Here is a 16,093-nt window from a genome sequence, read left to right as displayed (position 1 = left end):
GGCGTCCCCTCTTCGATCGTCCCTAGTTCTCTGAGTTCGGCGGGGTCGGTGATCCGAGCGCGGTCAGCATCAGCGCCTCGGCCAGGCAGGCCCGCTCGAACTCGGCCAGGTGCAGCGACTCGTTGGCGCCGTGGGCCCGGGAGTCCGGGTCCTCCACACCGGTGAGCAGCACGGTCGCCTTCGGGTAGACCTCGAGCAGGTCGGCGATGAACGGGATCGAGCCGCCGATCCCGATGCCCACCGGCGCCGTGCCCCACGCCTGTTCCATCGCCCAGCGGGCCACGTCGTAGACCGGCCCGCTGACGTCGGCCTGGAACGCGTGCCCGGCCTCCCCCTGCGCCACCTGCACCTGGGCGCCGAACGGCGCGTTGGCCCGCACGTGCGCCTCGATCGCGGTGAACGCCTCGGCCGGGTCCTGGCCGGGCGCGATCCGCATCGAGAACTTGACCCGGACCTCAGGGATCAGGGTGTTCGAGGCCTGCGCCACGGTGGGCGCGTCGATCCCGATGATGCTCAGGGCCGGACGGGTCCAGATCCGCGAGGTCAGCGACCCCGCCCCGATCAGCTCCACCCCCTCGAGCAGCCCCGAGTCGGCCCGGAAGTCGGCCTCCGGGTAGTCGAGCGGGTCGCTCTCGCCCGACTTCAGCCCGGCGATCGCCAGCGTGCCGTCCTCGGTCCAGAACGAGTTGAGCAGACGGGTGGTGGCCATCATGGCGTCCGGCACCGGGCCGCCGTACATGCCCGAGTGCACCGCGTGCCCGAGCGTGCGCACCGTGATCGTGCCGTCGACCAGACCGCGCAGCGTGGTGGTCAGGCCGGGCACGCCGATCTTCCAGTTCGCCGAGTCGGCCACCACGATCACGTCGGCGGCCAGCCGCTCGCGGTACTCGTTGAGGAACGGGGTGAAGGTGGGGGAACCGATCTCCTCCTCGCCCTCCACGAAGACGACCAGGCCCACTCCCAGTTCGTCGCCGAGCAGCCGTAGCGCCGCGACGTGGGCCATCACTCCGGCCTTGTCGTCGGCGGCGCCGCGCGCGTACAGGCGGCCGTCGCGCTCCGTGGGCTCGAATGCCGGGGTCTGCCAGTGCTGCTCAGCCCCCGGGGGCTGCACGTCGTGGTGTGCGTAGAGCATGACGGTGGGGGCGCCCTCGGGACCGGGACGCCGGCCGACCACGGCCGGGCGCCCTCCTTCGACCCGGAGGATCTCGACGTCGTCGATCCCGGCTCCGCGCAGCAGTCCGGCGACCGCCTCGGCGCTGACTTCCAGCGTGGACTGGTCGAAGGCGTCGGCGGAGACGCTGGGGATCCGGACGAGCCGCTCCAGATCGGCCCGCACCCCGGGCATCAGCTCGGACAGGCGCAGGCGGAGGGCTTCGACATCGGGGGTACGACTGTGCTGACTCATGGTCCGAAAACTATCCAGCAGCGACGGTGTGGCGCGAAACACCGTCGCCGCTTTGTGCGTACTGCCTGCCTACTGCCTGCCTAGCTGGGCTGTTCGGCCAGGTCCCGCTCACGTTCGGCCCCGGGCCGGCAGAGCCGGTCCAGCATGCCCACCACGTCTTCGGTGAAGGCCGCGGCGGCGAGCGAGTCGGGCTGGTTGGTGACCTCCCGGGCCCCGGCCGCGATGACCGACCCGATGACCAGCAGGTGGGCGTGGTTCAGCGGACGGCCGTCGGCCGTGCGCAGACTCGTCCCGCTGCGCTGCGCCCAGCCGGTGAAGCCGTCGCGCAGCACCTGGTCGAACCCGGGCGGGCCGTCGCCGGTCAGGAACAACCGGGCCAGGTCCCGCTCGGCCCAGGCGCCCTGGAGGAACGCCCGGGAGCCGGCGGCGGTGAGCCGGACCGGATCCCACTCGCCCTCGGCCATGGCCTCCCGCACCGCACCGTCGGCGCGGGCGTCCTGCCTGGTCTGGAAACCGTCGTAGAGCGCGGTGTACAGATCGGCCTTACCACCGAAGTGGTGGTACATGCTGCCCACGCTGGACCCGGCCCGCGACACCACCTCGGCAACGCTCGCGTCGCTGTAACCCACGTCGGCGAACACCTGCCGGGCCGCGTGGAGCAGCGCAGAGCGGGTGTCCTGGGCACGCCGCTGGATGACCGGCATCTCGACCCCCCAATGCTGTTGTTGCTCGGATACGGACAGTGCACGACACAGTGAATTCCAACGAGCCGGGTCACCGAATGGTTCGGACCCGCCGACCGGTTCCCTGACGGCCGTGGCTAGGCCGGGACGCGGTCTCCCCGTTGTGCGACGCCGTGTCGTTTGACGCGTGATGCCCGTGAGGACAGGCCCGGTGCCGACGCGGTCCCTCCACGCGCCGTTCCGTTGCCACCCCGTATTCGCCGGTCCTGTTCATCGACCCGACCGGCTACCTCACGCACGGCGCACCGTGCACCCATCCCGGACCCCTGAGGGCCGGGTGGTGCTCCCAGCTGCCTACCCGCCCGGCGGGCTGCGGAAGCACGATGACCGCAGGACAACGCTCCCACGTCAGGGGTGCCCTTGTCCGCTTCTTCGCACAGCCGGTTCCGCTCCGATTCCGCTCCGTTGCCGTTCGAAGGGCGCTCAGGCCGGTCTCGGCGAGGTCTCGGGCAGGCTCGGGGCAAGGTTCGGGCAGGGGCCGGGCGGCGCCCGGGCGACCTGATCGGTACCAGGCGGTGACCTGTGGGTGAGCACAGCACGTGTCCGCGGCGGTTACCCTGATGTGGTGTTCGGACGTGACAAGGCCGCAGCGACCGCCGCCCCCCAGGAGACCGAGGCCGAGCGCCCGGTGAAGGTCGGGGGCAAGGGGCGCCCCACGCCCTCCCGGCGTGAGTCCCAGGCGCGCAACAAGCGCCCGCTGATCGGCGCGCCGCCGGCCCCCAAGGGCGCCACCCGGGCCGAGCGCAAGGCCGCCCGCCAGGCGCGCAACGCGGTCGCCCGGGAAGAGCGGGTGAAGGCCCGTCAGGCGATGGCCGACGGCGACGACCGCTACCTGCCCGCCCGGGACAAGGGCCCGGCCCGCCGGTTCGCCCGCGACTACATCGACTCGCGCCGCAACCTGGGCGAGTACTTCCTGCCGATCGCGCTGTTCTCGCTGCTGCTCGGGGTGGTCAACGTGCCCGCCCTGCGGTTGTTCTCGCTGGTCCTGCTCTACGGCTTCGTGCTGGTCATCGCGGTCGACTCGTACCTGCTGCGGCGTCGTGTGCAGCGCGCGGTCGATGCCAAGTTCGAAGGCCGCAACGTGCCCGGCGTGGCTGGCTCGGGCACCTACGGCATGATGCGCGCGCTGCAGTTCCGCCGTGGCCGCATGCCCAAGCCGATGGTTGCCCGGGGCCAGAAGCCCTCCTGAGGCGAGATTGTCGGGGGTGCCCAATAGAGTCCCCGCATGGAGTATCGGTATCTCGGCCGTAGCGGCCTGAAAATCAGTGAGCTGACCTACGGCAACTGGATCACGCACGGGCTCCAGGTGGAGAACGACGTGGCCTCCCAGTGTGTACGGGCGGCGCTCGACGTGGGCATCACCTCGTTCGACACGGCCGACGGCTACGCGAACGGGGCGGCCGAGTCGGTCCTGGGCGAGGCTCTGGCCGGCGAGCGCCGCGAGAGCCTGGAGATCTTCACCAAGGTCTACTGGGCCACCGGGCCCAAGGGCGCGAACGACGCGGGCCTGTCGCGCAAGCACATCACCGAGTCGATCAACGCGTCGCTGCGCCGGCTGCGGACCGACTACGTGGACGTGTACCAGGCGCACCGGTTCGACGTCGAGACGCCGCTGGAAGAGACCATGCTGGCCTTCGCCGACGTGGTGCGCTCGGGCAAGGCCCTGTACATCGGGGTCAGCGAGTGGACGGCCGACCAGCTCCGGGCCGGTCGGGTGCTGGCCGACGACCTGGGCATCCACCTGATCTCCAACCAGCCGGAGTACTCCATGCTGTGGCGGGTGATCGAGCCCGAGGTGGTCCCGGCCAGCCAGGACCTGGGTATCTCGCAGGTCGTCTTCTCCCCGCTGGCGCAGGGCATCCTGACCGGGAAGTACCAGCCGGGTCAGGCTCCCCCGGCGGGCTCGCGGGCCACCGACACCAAGGGCGGCGCCGACTTCATCTCCCGCTGGATGAAGGACGAGGTGCTCGAGCGGGTCCAGGGGCTGAAGGCGGTCGCCGACGAGGCGGGCCTGAGCATGGCCCAGCTCGGGGTGGCCTGGGTGCTGCAGAACCCGAACGTCGCCTCGGCCATCATCGGCGCCTCCCGGCCTGAGCAGGTCAAGGAGAACGTGGCTGCGGTCGGCGTGAAGCTCGAGCCGGAGCTGCTGGCCCGGATCGACGAGGCGCTGGGCGACGCGGTCAACACCGACCCCACGTGGACGAGCCGGCGGGCCCCGAAGGGCCGTCCGCCGGTACAGCCGCGGGTCTGAGCCGGCTCAGGCCAGGGGGCGCAGGCTCATCGGGCCGTAGACCTTCTCGCCGGAGTTGAGCAGGGTGACCTGCTCGACTCCGGCGGCGAGCAGGTCGTGCCAGCTCTCGCCGACCCAGCTCTCCGCGTCGGCCTGATTCGGGAAACCGGTGCGGGGCAGTTCGGTGCCCGCCAGGGTCGAGCCGTCCGCTGCCTCGTACTGCCAGGTCCAGGAGTTCACCCGCCCTACGGTAATTGAAAGTGCCTTCCCGGCCAGTGGTTCGCCGGCCCTTTCCTCCCCTTTTTGACCATGAGAGGTCAGCGATGAGGCTTACGCTCACCGGAATCGGCCCAGCAGCAGGTTTCCCCCTGCCGGACTGCCCCTGCGCGACCTGTTCCCGGGCTCGGCGCGATGGGGTGGTCTCCCGGCCCGCGCAGCTGGAGTCGTCCGACGGGTGGGCGCTCGGGGTCGACGGGGAGGTAGAGCTTTCCAACGATCGTCTCGACTCGGTGGCGGCCGGCGAGGGTGTGCGGGTGGTCCGGTTGCCAGAACTAGGGACGATTGTCTGGGCCCCCCAGGGCGGCGAACCGGAAGAGGCGGTGGTCGGGTCGCTGGTCGAACTGCTGGCCGGTGAACCGGCCCGGGCCGTCTACCTCGGCCCGGCGGCCGAGCCGGCCACAGAAGACGGCGAGATGCCTTCGGTGGGCTGCGCTCGCACCCTCGCCCGGCTGCGGGCGAAGGGCGTGATCGGCCCGCAGACCCGCAGCATCCTGCTGGGCTTCGGCCATGAGGAGTCGCACCCGGGCCGGCTGGCCGCCTGTCTGCCGGTGTGGGGGGCCGAACTGGGTCGCAGCGGGCTGGTCCTCGATCTGAGCGAGAGCGAACCGGCCGTCCCGCCACTGGGCGGGCGGGTACTGGTGCTCGGCGGGTCCGGCTCGGGCAAGTCTGCCTTCGCGGAGCAGATGTTGTCGGCCGCGCCCGAGGTGGTCTACATCGCCACCGGGCCGAAACCCCTGGACGAGACCGACGCCGCCGACAGTTCGGCGCAGGAGAGTCAGCCCGGCGACGAGCCCCTGCCCACCGAGCACCCGGAGGACGACGAGTGGGCGGCCCGGGTCGAGAAGCACAAGAACCGGCGCCCCGACTGGTGGGGCACGCTCGAGACGATCGAGGTGGCCGGGCCCCTGGCCGACGACCGCCGGGCCGTTCTGCTCGACTCGGTCGGCACCTGGCTCAGCGGTGTGCTGGACGCCTGCGGAGCCTGGGAGGAGCGGGAGGGCTGGCGGGAGGCGCTCGACGCGCAGATCGAGGAGCTGCTGCGGGTCTGGCGTGAGCGCCCCTTCCCCTTGGTGGCGGTGTCCGACGAGGTGGGCTGGTCGATCGTGCCGGCCACCGAGTCCGGCCGGCTGTTCCGCGACCAGCTCGGGCGCCTGAACGCGAAGCTGGCCGACGCCAGCGAGGACGTGTTCGTGGTGGTGGCCGGGCGTCTGGTGCGCACCGAGCCGTAGGTTCGCCCACCCCGTTCGGCGGCTCCCGCCGCGGGCCGTCATGATGGGCGCCGTGCTGGAGGATGAACTCACCCGGATCGCTGCCCTCGTCACCACGCCGGACGGTTCCTCGGGCAGCCTGCGGGCGCGGCCGAAGAACGGTGTGCCGACTCCCGGCGGAGACCGGCTGGACGAGCTGACCCGGTGGTGGAGCGGGGTGGTCGGCGGGCAGCTCCCCCAGCGGGTCGAGCACTTCTGGCTGCCCCACACCGGCGCGGCCGGACCGGTGCGCTCGGAGGTGGTGCTGCACCGCTTCACCGCGCCGCGCGATCCGGAGGACGCCCTGGACTGGGGTGTGGCCACGGCCGACGACGCGGTCGACGACGGCACCGACCTGGTGCTGTTCAGCGTGCCGGTCCCCGAGAACGACGTCACCTGGCAGGTGGCGGCCGCCCAGGTGCTCGGGCTGGACGCGGTCGAGGCAGCCGGCTGGCCGGGGCCGGGGCAGACCGACAGCGAGTGGATCGCCCGGGTGGCGTTGATCCGCGACGGTCTGAAAGTGGTGCGGGGTAACCGCAAGAACCCCTACCGGGTCCTAGAACTGCTGGAGCATCGCGAACTGCGCGCGGGGACGGGTCTGCTGCTGCAGCTGGCGGCTCGGCGTACCCCGGCGATTCTGGACGGCCCGGTCGCCATCGCCTGTGCGCTGCTGGCGGCGCGGCTGGCTCCCGCTACGCGTAGTTGGTGGCTGGCAGCCGATTCAGGGCGTGCAGTGCTGACCCGGCGGATGCTCGAAGAACTTCGGCTTACGGCGGTCACCGACCTGGGATTGGACGACGGGGACGGCACCGCGGCCCGGTTCGCGCTGCAGTTGCTGGAGACGGCGGTGCTGAGGGCGCAGGAGCGGAACGACAACGAGGCGGTGGAAGCGGCGCCGGTTCCGGTGGACGATGCCACCGCTGACGACCCGGCGCTCGCCCCCGATGCAGACGCTGCGGCGCTCGACGGATTCGACGCCCGCGAATCCGCCTTCGAGGCCGTGCTTCCGGAAGAAGACGCAGCTCCGGACTCCGACAGCGGCGAGCGACGCTGATGAGCTCGTCCCAGGGCGAAGGAGTCCTGGGCTCTTCCCCGTCTGCAGTTGACGCTCTACGGCTGGCCTTCGGAACTCTCACCGCGTTCCCCGTGCCCGCCCCCACGAGCGTCGCGCCGCCGGTGCCGGGCCGGGCCATGGCGCTGGCACCACTGGCCGGGGTGGTGCCCGGTCTGGCCGGCGGGCTGGCGGCGTTCGCCGCCCTGCGGCTCGGACTCGCCCCCCTGATCGCAGCGGTCCTCGTCGTCGCGGCCTTCGCCCTGGCCACCCGCGCGCTGCATCTGGACGGCCTGGCCGACACCGCAGACGGGTTCACGGCGAGCTTCGACCGGGGTAAGGCGCTGGACGTGATGCGGCGCGGCGACAGCGGCCCAGCCGGCGTGGTGATGCTTGTGGTGGTGCTGATGCTGCAGGTCACGGCACTGAACCAGGTGCTGGTCGAGACCCGGTGGGAGCACGCGGAGGGCTGGCTCGGCGACCTGGCCGCGGCCTGCGCGGTGGTCACGGTGGCCCTGGCCGCGCGAGTCGCCATCCCGATGCTCTGTCGTTCCGGCGTGCCGTCGGCCCGGCCTGATGGGCTGGGCGCAATGGTGGCGGAGTCGGTGCCAAAGCTGTTGCTGGGGGCCTGCATCGTGGTGACGGTCGGGGTCACCGCGCTTACGGGCCGAGCGGCCGGGCTGACGTGGTGGGCCGGACCGCTGGCCGTTGCCGCCGTTGTCGGGGCGGCTCAGATACTGGCGCACCGGGCGACGAAGCGGCTGGGTGGGATAACCGGGGACATCATCGGTGCGGGGGTCGAACTCGGCACCGCTGTAGCGCTACTTGCCCTGGCCGCCGCGGCCTGATCGAGACCACGGCGACCAGACCCGTCCTTCAATTTTCTCTGGTGGTCGCCCCGACGAACGGCGGGCGTACCACCTTGCAGGCCAGCGGACGTCCTCGGACCGAGACCGTGACCTCGTCGCCCTCCGGCACCGAGGGATCGAGCAGGGCCAGCGCGATGCCCTGTTTGAGGGTGGGCGAGAAGGTGCCCGAGGTGGTGCGGCCGACCACGTTCTGCTGAGCATCCAGCACGTCCATCTCGGCGCGGGGCACTCCGCGGCCGAGCGCCACCAGCCCCCGGGAAACCCGGCGGGGACCGGCCTCCTTCTCGGCCAGCAGCGCCTCACGCCCCCAGAACCGGGGCTTCTTCCAGCCCACCGCCCAGCCCAGCCGGGCCTGGACCGGGGTGATCTGCATCGTCAGCTCGTGGCCGTGCAGCGCGTAGCCCATCTCGGTACGAAGTGTGTCGCGGGCCCCCAGCCCACAGGGCAGCCCGTCCCATTCCTGCGCCGCCTCCACCAGCCTGTCCCAGAGCGCAGGCGTGACCTCCCAAGCGGGCAGGAGCTCGTACCCCCGCTCGCCGGTGTACCCCGTACGGCAGACGATCAGCGGCAGCCCCTGCCAGATCACGTCCACGAAACTCATGTACTCCTGCCCGGCCGGCAGCCCCAGAGCCGCGAGCGTCTGGTCCGCCTTGGGGCCCTGCACCGCGATCACGCCGTACCCGTCGTGGCGGTCGCTGACCTCCAGCTCCGGCGGCGCGGCCGCCGTGAGGCGCCGGGCGACCTCCGCACAGTTGGCCGCGTTGGGCACCAGCAGGACGTCGTCCTCCGAGCGGATGTAGACGATCAGGTCGTCCACCACACCGCCGGACTGCGGGTCACAGCACACCGTGTACTGCGCCTGACCAGGCCCGATCCGGTGCAGGTCGTTGGTCAGACAATCGTTGACGAAGTCCACCGCGCCCTGGCCGCGGACCTCGATCTTGCCCAGGTGGCTGACGTCGAACACGCCGACCCGTTCGCGGACCGCCTCGTGCTCCTTCAGCACGCCGCCCGCCGCGTACTCGATCGGCATCTCCCAGCCGCCGAAGTCGGCCAGCTTCGCGCCGAGCGCCCGGTGCCGTTCGTACAGCGGGGTCCGCCGCAGGTTCGTTCCCCCGACCTCGAATGCCTGCGGTGCCTCGGGCATGCGTGCTTCCCCTCCCCCTCGCGCGTACGAGCGCGGCCAAACGTACCGGGGCCGATTGTGGACCTGTCCGAGGCGCTGGTCACGTGAGCGGGGCAAACCGGTGCGGCGTGCGGGGGACTCCCTTCTGCAGGCCGGCCCGGGGCGGGCCTAGGATTCGTCGGTCAGCCCGTTGACCTCAAAGGATTCCTGTTGCCCACGCTCAGTGTCACAGCCAAAGAAGCCGTCAGTCAGTCCGCCGATGCCCTGGTGGTCGGGATCGGCACCAACAAGTCCGGCGCGGTCCTGGCCGGGGCGCAGGCGCTGCCTACCCCCGTGCGTACTGCGCTGACCCAGGCGCTGAAGGCGGTGGGGGCGAGCGGGGCCAAGAACACCCTGCACCGGATCCCGACGGTGGCTGGGGTTTCCGCCAAGTCGGTGGTCCTGGTCGGCCTGGGGCCGGTTCGCGAGGTGGACCACGAAACGCTGCGGCGGGCCGCCGGTGCGGCCACCCGTGAGCTCGCCGGTCTGGGCAAGGTCGTTCTCGGCCTGCCCGCCACCACCGGCGAAGAGGTCACCGCGATCGCCGAGGGTGCCCTGTTCGGCGCCTACTCCTACAACCGCTACCGCAGCAACGGTGGCGGTAAGACGCCCGTCGGCGCGATCGTGGTCTCCGCCCCCGCCACCGCGAACGCTGCTGCGCGCGCCGGGATCCGCCGGGCGAAGGTTCTGGCCGATGCGGTGCACGGCACCCGCGACCTGATCAACACGGCGCCGCTCGACCTCTTCCCGGCCCAGTTCGCCGAGGACGCCCAGCAGGTGGTCAAGGACCTGCCGGTCACGGTCACCGTGCTGGACGAGAAGAAGCTGGGCAAGGGCGGCTACGGCGGTCTGATCGCGGTGGGCCAGGGCTCCTCGCGCCCGCCGCGCCTGGTCAAGCTGGAGTACCGGCCGGCCGGGGCCACCACGCACGTCGCGCTGGTCGGCAAGGGCATCACGTTCGACTCCGGCGGCCTGTCGATCAAGCCGGCCGCGAACATGGACGAGATGAAGAGCGACATGTCCGGCGCCGCGGCCGTGCTGCACGCCGTCGCCGCGGTCGCCGAGCTGGGTCTGCCGGTGCAGGTCACCGGCTGGCTGGCGCTGGCCGAGAACATGCCCTCGGGCACCGCCCAGCGGCCCTCCGACGTGATCACGATCCGCGGCGGGCGCACCGTCGAGGTGCTGAACACCGACGCCGAGGGCCGGCTGGTCCTGGCCGACGCGATCGTCGCCGCCGGTGAGGCCAAGGCCGACGTGATCGTCGACATCGCCACGCTGACCGGCGCCCAGATGGTGGCGCTGGGCTCGCGGACGTCGGCGGTCATGTCGAACGACGACGACCTGCGCAGTCTGGTGCACGAGGTCGCCGAGGAGGCCGGTGAGGCGTTCTGGCCGATGCCGCTGCCGACCGAGCTGCGCTCCAGCATGGACTCCAAGGTCGCCGACATCGCGAACATCGGCGAGCGGTTCGGCGGGATGCTGGTGGCCGGGCTGTTCCTGAAGGAGTTCGTGCCGGCCAAGGACGACGACGGCCAGGTTCCGTGGGCGCACCTGGACATCGCGGGTCCCGCCTACAACCCCGGCTCGGCGTACGGCTACACGCCGGTCGGGGGCACCGGGCACGGGGTGCGCACCCTGGTGGCGCTGTGCGAGTCGCTGGCGGCCCGTCCGCTGCGCTGATCGTCTTTCGGGGCTGATCGTCTTTCGGGGCTGATCGTCTTTCGGGCAAGAAGCCCCGGCCGGAGGTCTCCGGCCGGGGCTTCGGCGTTCTACGTGGGCCAGGGCGGCAGCTCGGTGTCTTCCACCGGTTGCGGCTCGCCCCGCTTCTCCCGCGCGTCCCAGTCCCGCTTCCGCTGGGGGTAGCCCACCAGCTGGATGTCGTAGACCGGGATCATCAGCCGCTCCGAGAGTTCGCGCAGGACCCCGGGGTGCGGGACGCGACGTCTTGTCCACTCCCCCGTCGAGGCCACCAGCAGCACCGTCGGCGGGTTCATCGTCGTGGCGGGCTCGACGAACGCCTCCACTCCGCGCCGGGTCCGGACGAACTCCTCCAGGTGCTCACGCACCCGGTTCACCTCGGCCCGCTGCTCCGCACGCCCCTCGGTCGGCGAGGACTTACGTCGTGAGAACCAGCCCATCCGCCACCTCCCTCACCGGCCGCAGTCGCATCGACCACTCGCCACCATTTCTCCCAGCATCAACGATGCCCTGTCCCGGGGCGTTCCCGCACGGGTGGGTCATCGACCACGGGACCGGTGAAGTCCGTTTCACCGGCCGGCTCGTCCCGGCCGCGGCCCGCGAAGGCGGGCCCGGCCAGGAACCAGATGAGGACGATCATGCCGAGCAGAAGCATCGTCGACCAGTAGGGGTGCTGGGAGGCCTCCTCCGGGGAGCTCGGCACGCCGTGCCCCTCGACCGCGATCATCAGCCCGAGCCCGGCCACCGAGACCGCCGCGGTGACCACCACCCGGAACCACTCCACCCAGAGCGCCCGGACCGCGGCCCGCGACCCCTTGGCCGGTTTGACCGGCCGCGGCCCGCCGGCGAAACGATGGTGGAACCAGCCGTCGGCCCAGCGGATCGTGTGATGCCCGAAGGCGACGGTGAAGCCCAGGTAGACGGCGGCGAGAGCGTGCGCCCGGGACGGTTCCGCCCCGTTCGCGACGTCGACGCTGACCAGGACCAGCAAGGTCAGGTCGATCAGCGGCACACAGGCCAGGACCACGCTGCTCAGGGTCTGGGCCCGCGCGAGGTAGCGCAGGGCCAGGCCACCGAACAGCACCACCCAGAAGGTGATGTCGGCGACGAGGATGGCGATGATCACGGCTGGTCCCCCCGGAGGTTCTCGACGAAGGCGGTGACGGTGTCGCGGATGTCCTCGACCGCCAGCAGGTGCGGGGCGGTGAGCCGGCGCAGGGCCAGCCCGTCCAGGACGACGCCGAGGTCGGAGGCGGTCCGCCCGACGTCCAGATCCGCAGGTGCGGCCCCGGTCTGCACCAGGAACCCGATCAGTTGCAGGTAGGTGTCGTGCAGCAGGTCGGCCGTCTCCTTGGCGACCGGGGCGAGCGCCGGCTGCAGCATCGCCTTGATCACGAACTGCGTGCTGACCAGGAACAGCTCGGACTGCTCGACGGTCATCGGCTGGGTCTCCAGGAGCACCGCGACCACCCGGGCCCGGGCCTGTCCGGGCCCCCACTCCCCCGCTTCGCCGGACCCGCCCGCTCCCCCGTCGGGCCCGAACTCGGCGGGCCCGCGGGACAGCACCTCCTGCACCCGTTCGGTGACGATCCGGAAGAGCTCGCGCATCGCGAAGACGTGCAGTTCGTCCTGCGAGGCGAAGAAGTGCCGGACCGACCCGGTGGCCAGTCCCGCCTCGGCGGCCACGGCCCGGACCGAGGCGGCCTCCAGACCGCCCCGGCGCATCAGTCGCCACACCGCGTCGGCCAGCAGCCGGCGGCGGGCCTCACCGTCGATGGATCGCACCACGAATCCAAACTAGCACGGGTGTGCTAGTTCGAATTTGCGTCTCCGGACCACCGCAGAACGCAGAATTTGTGTCCCAGGACTCATTGACGTGACGAATGACGCTGTCAGGGCGCGCCGGATCCGACGTGACCCCCCACTGCAGTGATGACAGGATGGCCGCAGGCTCACCGGCAACCAGGGCGCCGGTGGCGTGTGAACGCGAGGGAGCACCCAGGTGTCCGAATCCGGCCCCGGACAGACCCATGACGTCGTGATCCTCGGAGGCGGCAGCGGCGGGTACGCCGCAGCGCTGCGCGCTTCCCAGCTCGGCCTCGACGTGGTCCTCGTCGAGCGGGACAAGGTCGGTGGTACCTGCCTGCACCGGGGGTGCATCCCGACCAAGGCACTGCTGCACGCCGCCGAGGTCGCCGACTCCGCCCGGGACAGCGAGCGCTACGGGGTCAAGGCGTCGTTCGAGTCGATCGACATGCCCGGTGTGAACAAGTACAAGGACGGCGTGATCGGCCGTCTGTACAAGGGCCTGCAGGGCCTGATCGGCGCCTCGAAGATTACCTACGTCGAGGGTGAGGGGCGGCTGGTCGCCAGGGACACGGTCGAGGTGGGCGGTACCCGCTACACCGGCCGCAACGTCGTGCTGGCCACCGGCTCCTACGCCCGCACCCTGCCCGGCCTGGAGATCGGCGGCCGGATCATCACCAGTGACCAGGCCCTGACCCTCGACACGGTGCCGAAGAGCGTGATCGTGCTCGGCGGCGGCGTGATCGGGGTCGAGTTCGCCAGTGTCTGGCGCTCGTTCGGGGCCGACGTGACCATCGTCGAGGCCCTGCCCCGGCTCGTCCCGGCCGAGGACGCGGCGGCTTCGAAGGCCCTGGAGCGAGCGTTCCGCAAGCGTGGCATAGCGTTCAGGACGGGGATCCGGTTCGCCGGCGCCCAGCAGGACGACGAGGGAGTCACCGTCTCGCTGGAGTCCGGGGACACCCTGCGGGCAGATCTTCTGCTGGTCGCGGTCGGGCGTGGCCCGAACGCGGACGGCTTCGGCTACCAGGAGGCGGGGGTGACGATGGACCGGGGCTTCGTGCCCACCGACGAGCGCCTGCGCACGAACGTGGAGGGCGTGTTCGCGGTCGGCGACATCGTGCCCGGCCTGCAGCTCGCCCACCGGGGCTTCGCCCAGGGCATCTTCGTCGCCGAGGAGATCGCCGGCCTGAACCCGGCCCCGCTGGTGGAGTCGGGCATCCCGAGGGTCACGTACTGCGACCCGGAGGTCGCCTCGGTCGGCCTGACCGAGGCCCAGGCCCGTGAGCAGCACGGTGACCAGGTGCAGACCTACGAGTACAACCTCGGCGGCAACGGCAAGAGCCAGATCCTGGGCACCGCCGGTTTCGTCAAGCTGGTCCGCCGGGTGGACGGGCCGGTCCTGGGTGTACACATGGTCGGCGCACGGGTCGGCGAGCTCATCGGCGAGAGCCAGCTGATCGTCAACTGGGAAGCCCTCCCGGAAGAGGTCGCGCAGCTGGTGCACGCCCACCCCACCCAGAACGAGGCGCTCGGCGAGGCTCACCTCGCGCTCGCCGGGAAGCCCCTGCACGCTCATGCCTGACCGCCCCGGCACGAACGCGGCCGGGAGGACGGTGCCGGAACCTCCGGCATAGTTCCAGCCGGCGCGATCCGGTGAACCAGCACCAACAGATGTACCCGCTCTCCAGCACGCCGAGCGGTTGACCGAAAGCCAGCGCCACGGCGGCCATGACGCCGACGAACCACGAAGGAGAGCGGAGAGCAGATGTCGGACTCCGTGCAGATGCCCGCACTGGGCGAGAGCGTCACCGAGGGGACCGTCACCCGGTGGCTCAAGCAGGTCGGTGACCAGATCGAGGTCGACGAGCCGCTGCTGGAGGTGTCCACCGACAAGGTCGACACCGAGATCCCCTCCCCGTTCGCGGGGGTGCTCGAGCAGATCCTGGTCTCGGAGGACGAGACCGTGGAGATCGGCGCGCAGCTCGCGATCATCGGCGACGGCTCCGGCGGCGGTTCCGCGCCCGAGCAGGAGGCCCCGGCCGAGTCCCGGCCCGAGCCGCAGTCCCAGCCCGAGCCGCAGTCCCAGCCCGAGCAGCAGGAGCAGTCCCGGCCGACGCCGGAAGACGTCCCCACCGCTTCGGCCGGCGACGACGAGGGCACCACCGTCTCGATGCCGGCCCTGGGTGAGAGCGTCACCGAGGGCACCGTCACGCGCTGGCTGAAGCAGCAGGGCGAGTCGGTCGAGGTGGACGAGCCGCTGCTCGAGGTCTCGACCGACAAGGTCGACACCGAGATCCCCTCGCCGGTCGCCGGTGTGGTGCAGAAGATCCTGGTCAACGAGGACGAGACGGTCGAGGTCGGCGCTCCGCTGGCGATCGTCGGCTCGGGTGCCCCGGCCGCTCAGGAGGCTCCGGCCGAACCCGAGCCGGCTCCCGCCCAGGCTGCTGCCCCGGCCCCGCAGGCGGCTCCGGCTCCCGCGGCTGCTCCCGCCCCCGCTCCGAAGGCGGCCCCGGCTCCGCAGGCGGCCCCCGCCCCCGCGGCTGCCCCCGCTCCGGCTGCTGCCCCGGCTCCGGCGGGTTCCCCCGCCGCCGCCAACCCGGCTGCCGCCGCCCCGTCGAACGGTTCTTCCGACAACGGCCCGGGGTACGTCACCCCGCTGGTCCGCCGGATGGCCGCCGAGCAGGGTGTGGACCTGTCCTCGATCACCGGTACCGGGGTCGGCGGGCGGATCCGCAAGCAGGACGTGATCGACGCGGCCAAGGCCAAGCAGGCCGAACAGCCTGCCGCCGCCCCGGCCGCTCCGGTCGCCGCCGCTGCTCCGTCGGGTCAGGCCGCTCCGGCCGCCCCGAAGCAGATCAAGGTCTCGGAGCTGCGCGGCACCACCGAGAAGATGTCGCGCCTGCGCAAGGTGCTGGCCAAGCGCATGGTGGAGTCGCTGCAGACCTCCGCCCAGCTGACCAGCGTGGTCGAGGTGGACGTCACCAAGATCGCGCGGCTGCGGGACCGGGCCAAGGGCGCGTTCCTGGCCCGGGAGGGCGTGAAGCTCTCGTTCATGCCGTTCTTCGCCCTGGCCGCGGTCGAGGCGCTGAAGCAGCACCCGAAGCTGAACGCCAGCATCGACGGCGAGAACGTGGTCTACCACGCCCAGGAGAACCTGGCCATCGCCGTGGACGCCGAGCGCGGTCTGACCGCCCCGGTCATCCCGAACGCCGGTGACCTGAACATCGCCGGGCTCGCCCGCAAGATCGTCGACGTGGCCGAGCGCACCCGCACGAACAAGCTCAGCCCGGACGACCTGTCCGGCGGCACGTTCACGCTGACCAACACCGGCAGCCGCGGCGCCCTGTTCGACACGCCGATCCTGTTCCCGCCGCAGACCGGCATCCTCGGCACCGGTGTCGTGGTCAAGCGCCCGGTCGTGGTGAAGGACGAGGACGGCGCCGAGAGCATCGGCATCCGCTCGATCGTCTACCTGGCGCTGTCCTACGACCACCGCCTGGTCGACGGTGCCGACGCCGCGCGGTTCCTGGGCACGATCAAGGCCCGCCTCGAAGAGGGCGCGTTCGAGGGCGACCTCGGTCTCTGAGAAAGCCTCTTCGG

The 16,093-nt window shown here is 71.5% G+C and carries 15 protein-coding genes; 8 read left to right on the top strand and 7 right to left on the bottom strand.

All coding sequences use genetic code 11. The features are described from left to right. Positions 1–22: 22 nt before the first annotated feature. Together LWF15_RS22535 and LWF15_RS22530 are read right to left on the bottom strand one after the other, a co-directional pair. Complete coding sequence (locus LWF15_RS22535) at positions 23–1,405, bottom strand: dipeptidase (protein ID WP_232812887.1); 1,383 nt, start codon at positions 1,403–1,405, stop codon at positions 23–25. 80 nt (positions 1,406–1,485) lie between these two features. Then, positions 1,486–2,109: a TetR/AcrR family transcriptional regulator gene (locus LWF15_RS22530; RefSeq protein ID WP_232812886.1), complete on the bottom strand. Its 624-nt coding sequence runs from the start codon at positions 2,107–2,109 to the stop codon at positions 1,486–1,488. A gap of 604 nt (positions 2,110–2,713) precedes the next feature. Here LWF15_RS22530 and LWF15_RS22525 point away from each other — a divergent pair. Further along, a complete protein-coding gene (locus LWF15_RS22525) occupies positions 2,714–3,337 on the top strand; it encodes a DUF3043 domain-containing protein (protein WP_232812885.1) in 624 nt (207 codons plus the stop codon). 36 nt (positions 3,338–3,373) lie between these two features. Then, positions 3,374–4,399, top strand: a complete 1,026-nt coding sequence (locus LWF15_RS22520) for an aldo/keto reductase family protein (protein WP_232812884.1) — start codon at positions 3,374–3,376, stop codon at positions 4,397–4,399. Between the two features lie 6 nt (positions 4,400–4,405). Here the strand turns inward: LWF15_RS22520 and LWF15_RS22515 are convergent, their stop codons facing one another. Beyond that, a complete protein-coding gene (locus tag LWF15_RS22515; RefSeq protein ID WP_232812883.1) occupies positions 4,406–4,618 on the bottom strand; it encodes a hypothetical protein in 213 nt (70 codons plus the stop codon). An 83-nt stretch (positions 4,619–4,701) separates the two neighbouring features. Here LWF15_RS22515 and LWF15_RS22510 point away from each other — a divergent pair, with 83 nt between their 5' ends. The 3 genes from LWF15_RS22510 to LWF15_RS22500 are packed head-to-tail and all read left to right on the top strand — an operon-like array spanning position 4,702 to position 7,803. After that, positions 4,702–5,886, top strand: coding sequence for a bifunctional adenosylcobinamide kinase/adenosylcobinamide-phosphate guanylyltransferase (locus LWF15_RS22510; RefSeq protein WP_232812882.1), 1,185 nt, complete (start codon positions 4,702–4,704; stop codon positions 5,884–5,886). 52 nt (positions 5,887–5,938) lie between these two features. After that, entirely contained in the window at positions 5,939–6,958 is a 1,020-nt protein-coding gene (locus LWF15_RS22505) for a nicotinate-nucleotide--dimethylbenzimidazole phosphoribosyltransferase (protein ID WP_232812881.1), read from the top strand. Continuing rightward, positions 6,958–7,803: an adenosylcobinamide-GDP ribazoletransferase gene (locus LWF15_RS22500; protein WP_269810662.1), complete on the top strand. Its 846-nt coding sequence runs from the start codon at positions 6,958–6,960 to the stop codon at positions 7,801–7,803. Before LWF15_RS22505 ends, LWF15_RS22500 begins: the two co-directional genes overlap by 1 nt. A 28-nt stretch (positions 7,804–7,831) precedes the next feature. Here LWF15_RS22500 and gcvT read toward each other — a convergent pair whose 3' ends face one another. Then, complete coding sequence (gcvT, locus tag LWF15_RS22495; RefSeq protein WP_232812879.1) at positions 7,832–8,971, bottom strand: glycine cleavage system aminomethyltransferase GcvT; 1,140 nt, start codon at positions 8,969–8,971, stop codon at positions 7,832–7,834. A 189-nt stretch (positions 8,972–9,160) separates the two neighbouring features. On the opposite strand from gcvT, the gene LWF15_RS22490 reads away from it, so the two are divergent. Continuing rightward, complete coding sequence (locus LWF15_RS22490) at positions 9,161–10,669, top strand: leucyl aminopeptidase (RefSeq protein WP_232812878.1); 1,509 nt, start codon at positions 9,161–9,163, stop codon at positions 10,667–10,669. 89 nt (positions 10,670–10,758) lie between these two features. Here LWF15_RS22490 and LWF15_RS22485 read toward each other — a convergent pair whose 3' ends face one another. From LWF15_RS22485 to LWF15_RS22475, 3 genes are read right to left on the bottom strand one after another with little or no spacing between them, the layout of a single operon-like run. Beyond that, positions 10,759–11,127 carry an oxidoreductase gene (locus LWF15_RS22485; RefSeq protein WP_232812877.1) on the bottom strand — a complete coding sequence of 123 codons (369 nt, stop codon included), beginning with the start codon at positions 11,125–11,127 and terminating at the stop codon, positions 10,759–10,761. A gap of 59 nt (positions 11,128–11,186) precedes the next feature. Continuing rightward, the gene (locus LWF15_RS22480) at positions 11,187–11,813 is read right to left on the bottom strand and encodes a hypothetical protein (protein WP_232812876.1); all 627 of its coding nucleotides are present in this window, start codon (positions 11,811–11,813) and stop codon (positions 11,187–11,189) included. Beyond that, on the bottom strand, positions 11,810–12,475 hold the full coding sequence (locus LWF15_RS22475; protein WP_232812875.1) for a TetR/AcrR family transcriptional regulator: 666 nt from the start codon (positions 12,473–12,475) through the stop codon (positions 11,810–11,812). Before LWF15_RS22475 ends, LWF15_RS22480 begins: the two co-directional genes overlap by 4 nt. A 214-nt stretch (positions 12,476–12,689) precedes the next feature. On the opposite strand from LWF15_RS22475, the gene lpdA reads away from it, so the two are divergent. Beyond that, positions 12,690–14,075 carry a dihydrolipoyl dehydrogenase gene (gene lpdA, locus LWF15_RS22470; RefSeq protein WP_232812874.1) on the top strand — a complete coding sequence of 462 codons (1,386 nt, stop codon included), beginning with the start codon at positions 12,690–12,692 and terminating at the stop codon, positions 14,073–14,075. 183 nt (positions 14,076–14,258) lie between these two features. Beyond that, complete coding sequence (gene sucB / locus LWF15_RS22465) at positions 14,259–16,079, top strand: 2-oxoglutarate dehydrogenase, E2 component, dihydrolipoamide succinyltransferase (protein ID WP_232812873.1); 1,821 nt, start codon at positions 14,259–14,261, stop codon at positions 16,077–16,079. Positions 16,080–16,093: the final 14 nt, after the last annotated feature.

The organism is Kineosporia rhizophila, from assembly GCF_021277265.1.
Lineage (GTDB): Bacteria > Actinomycetota > Actinomycetes > Actinomycetales > Kineosporiaceae > Kineosporia > Kineosporia rhizophila.
This window is presented reverse-complemented; position numbering and strand designations above follow the sequence as displayed.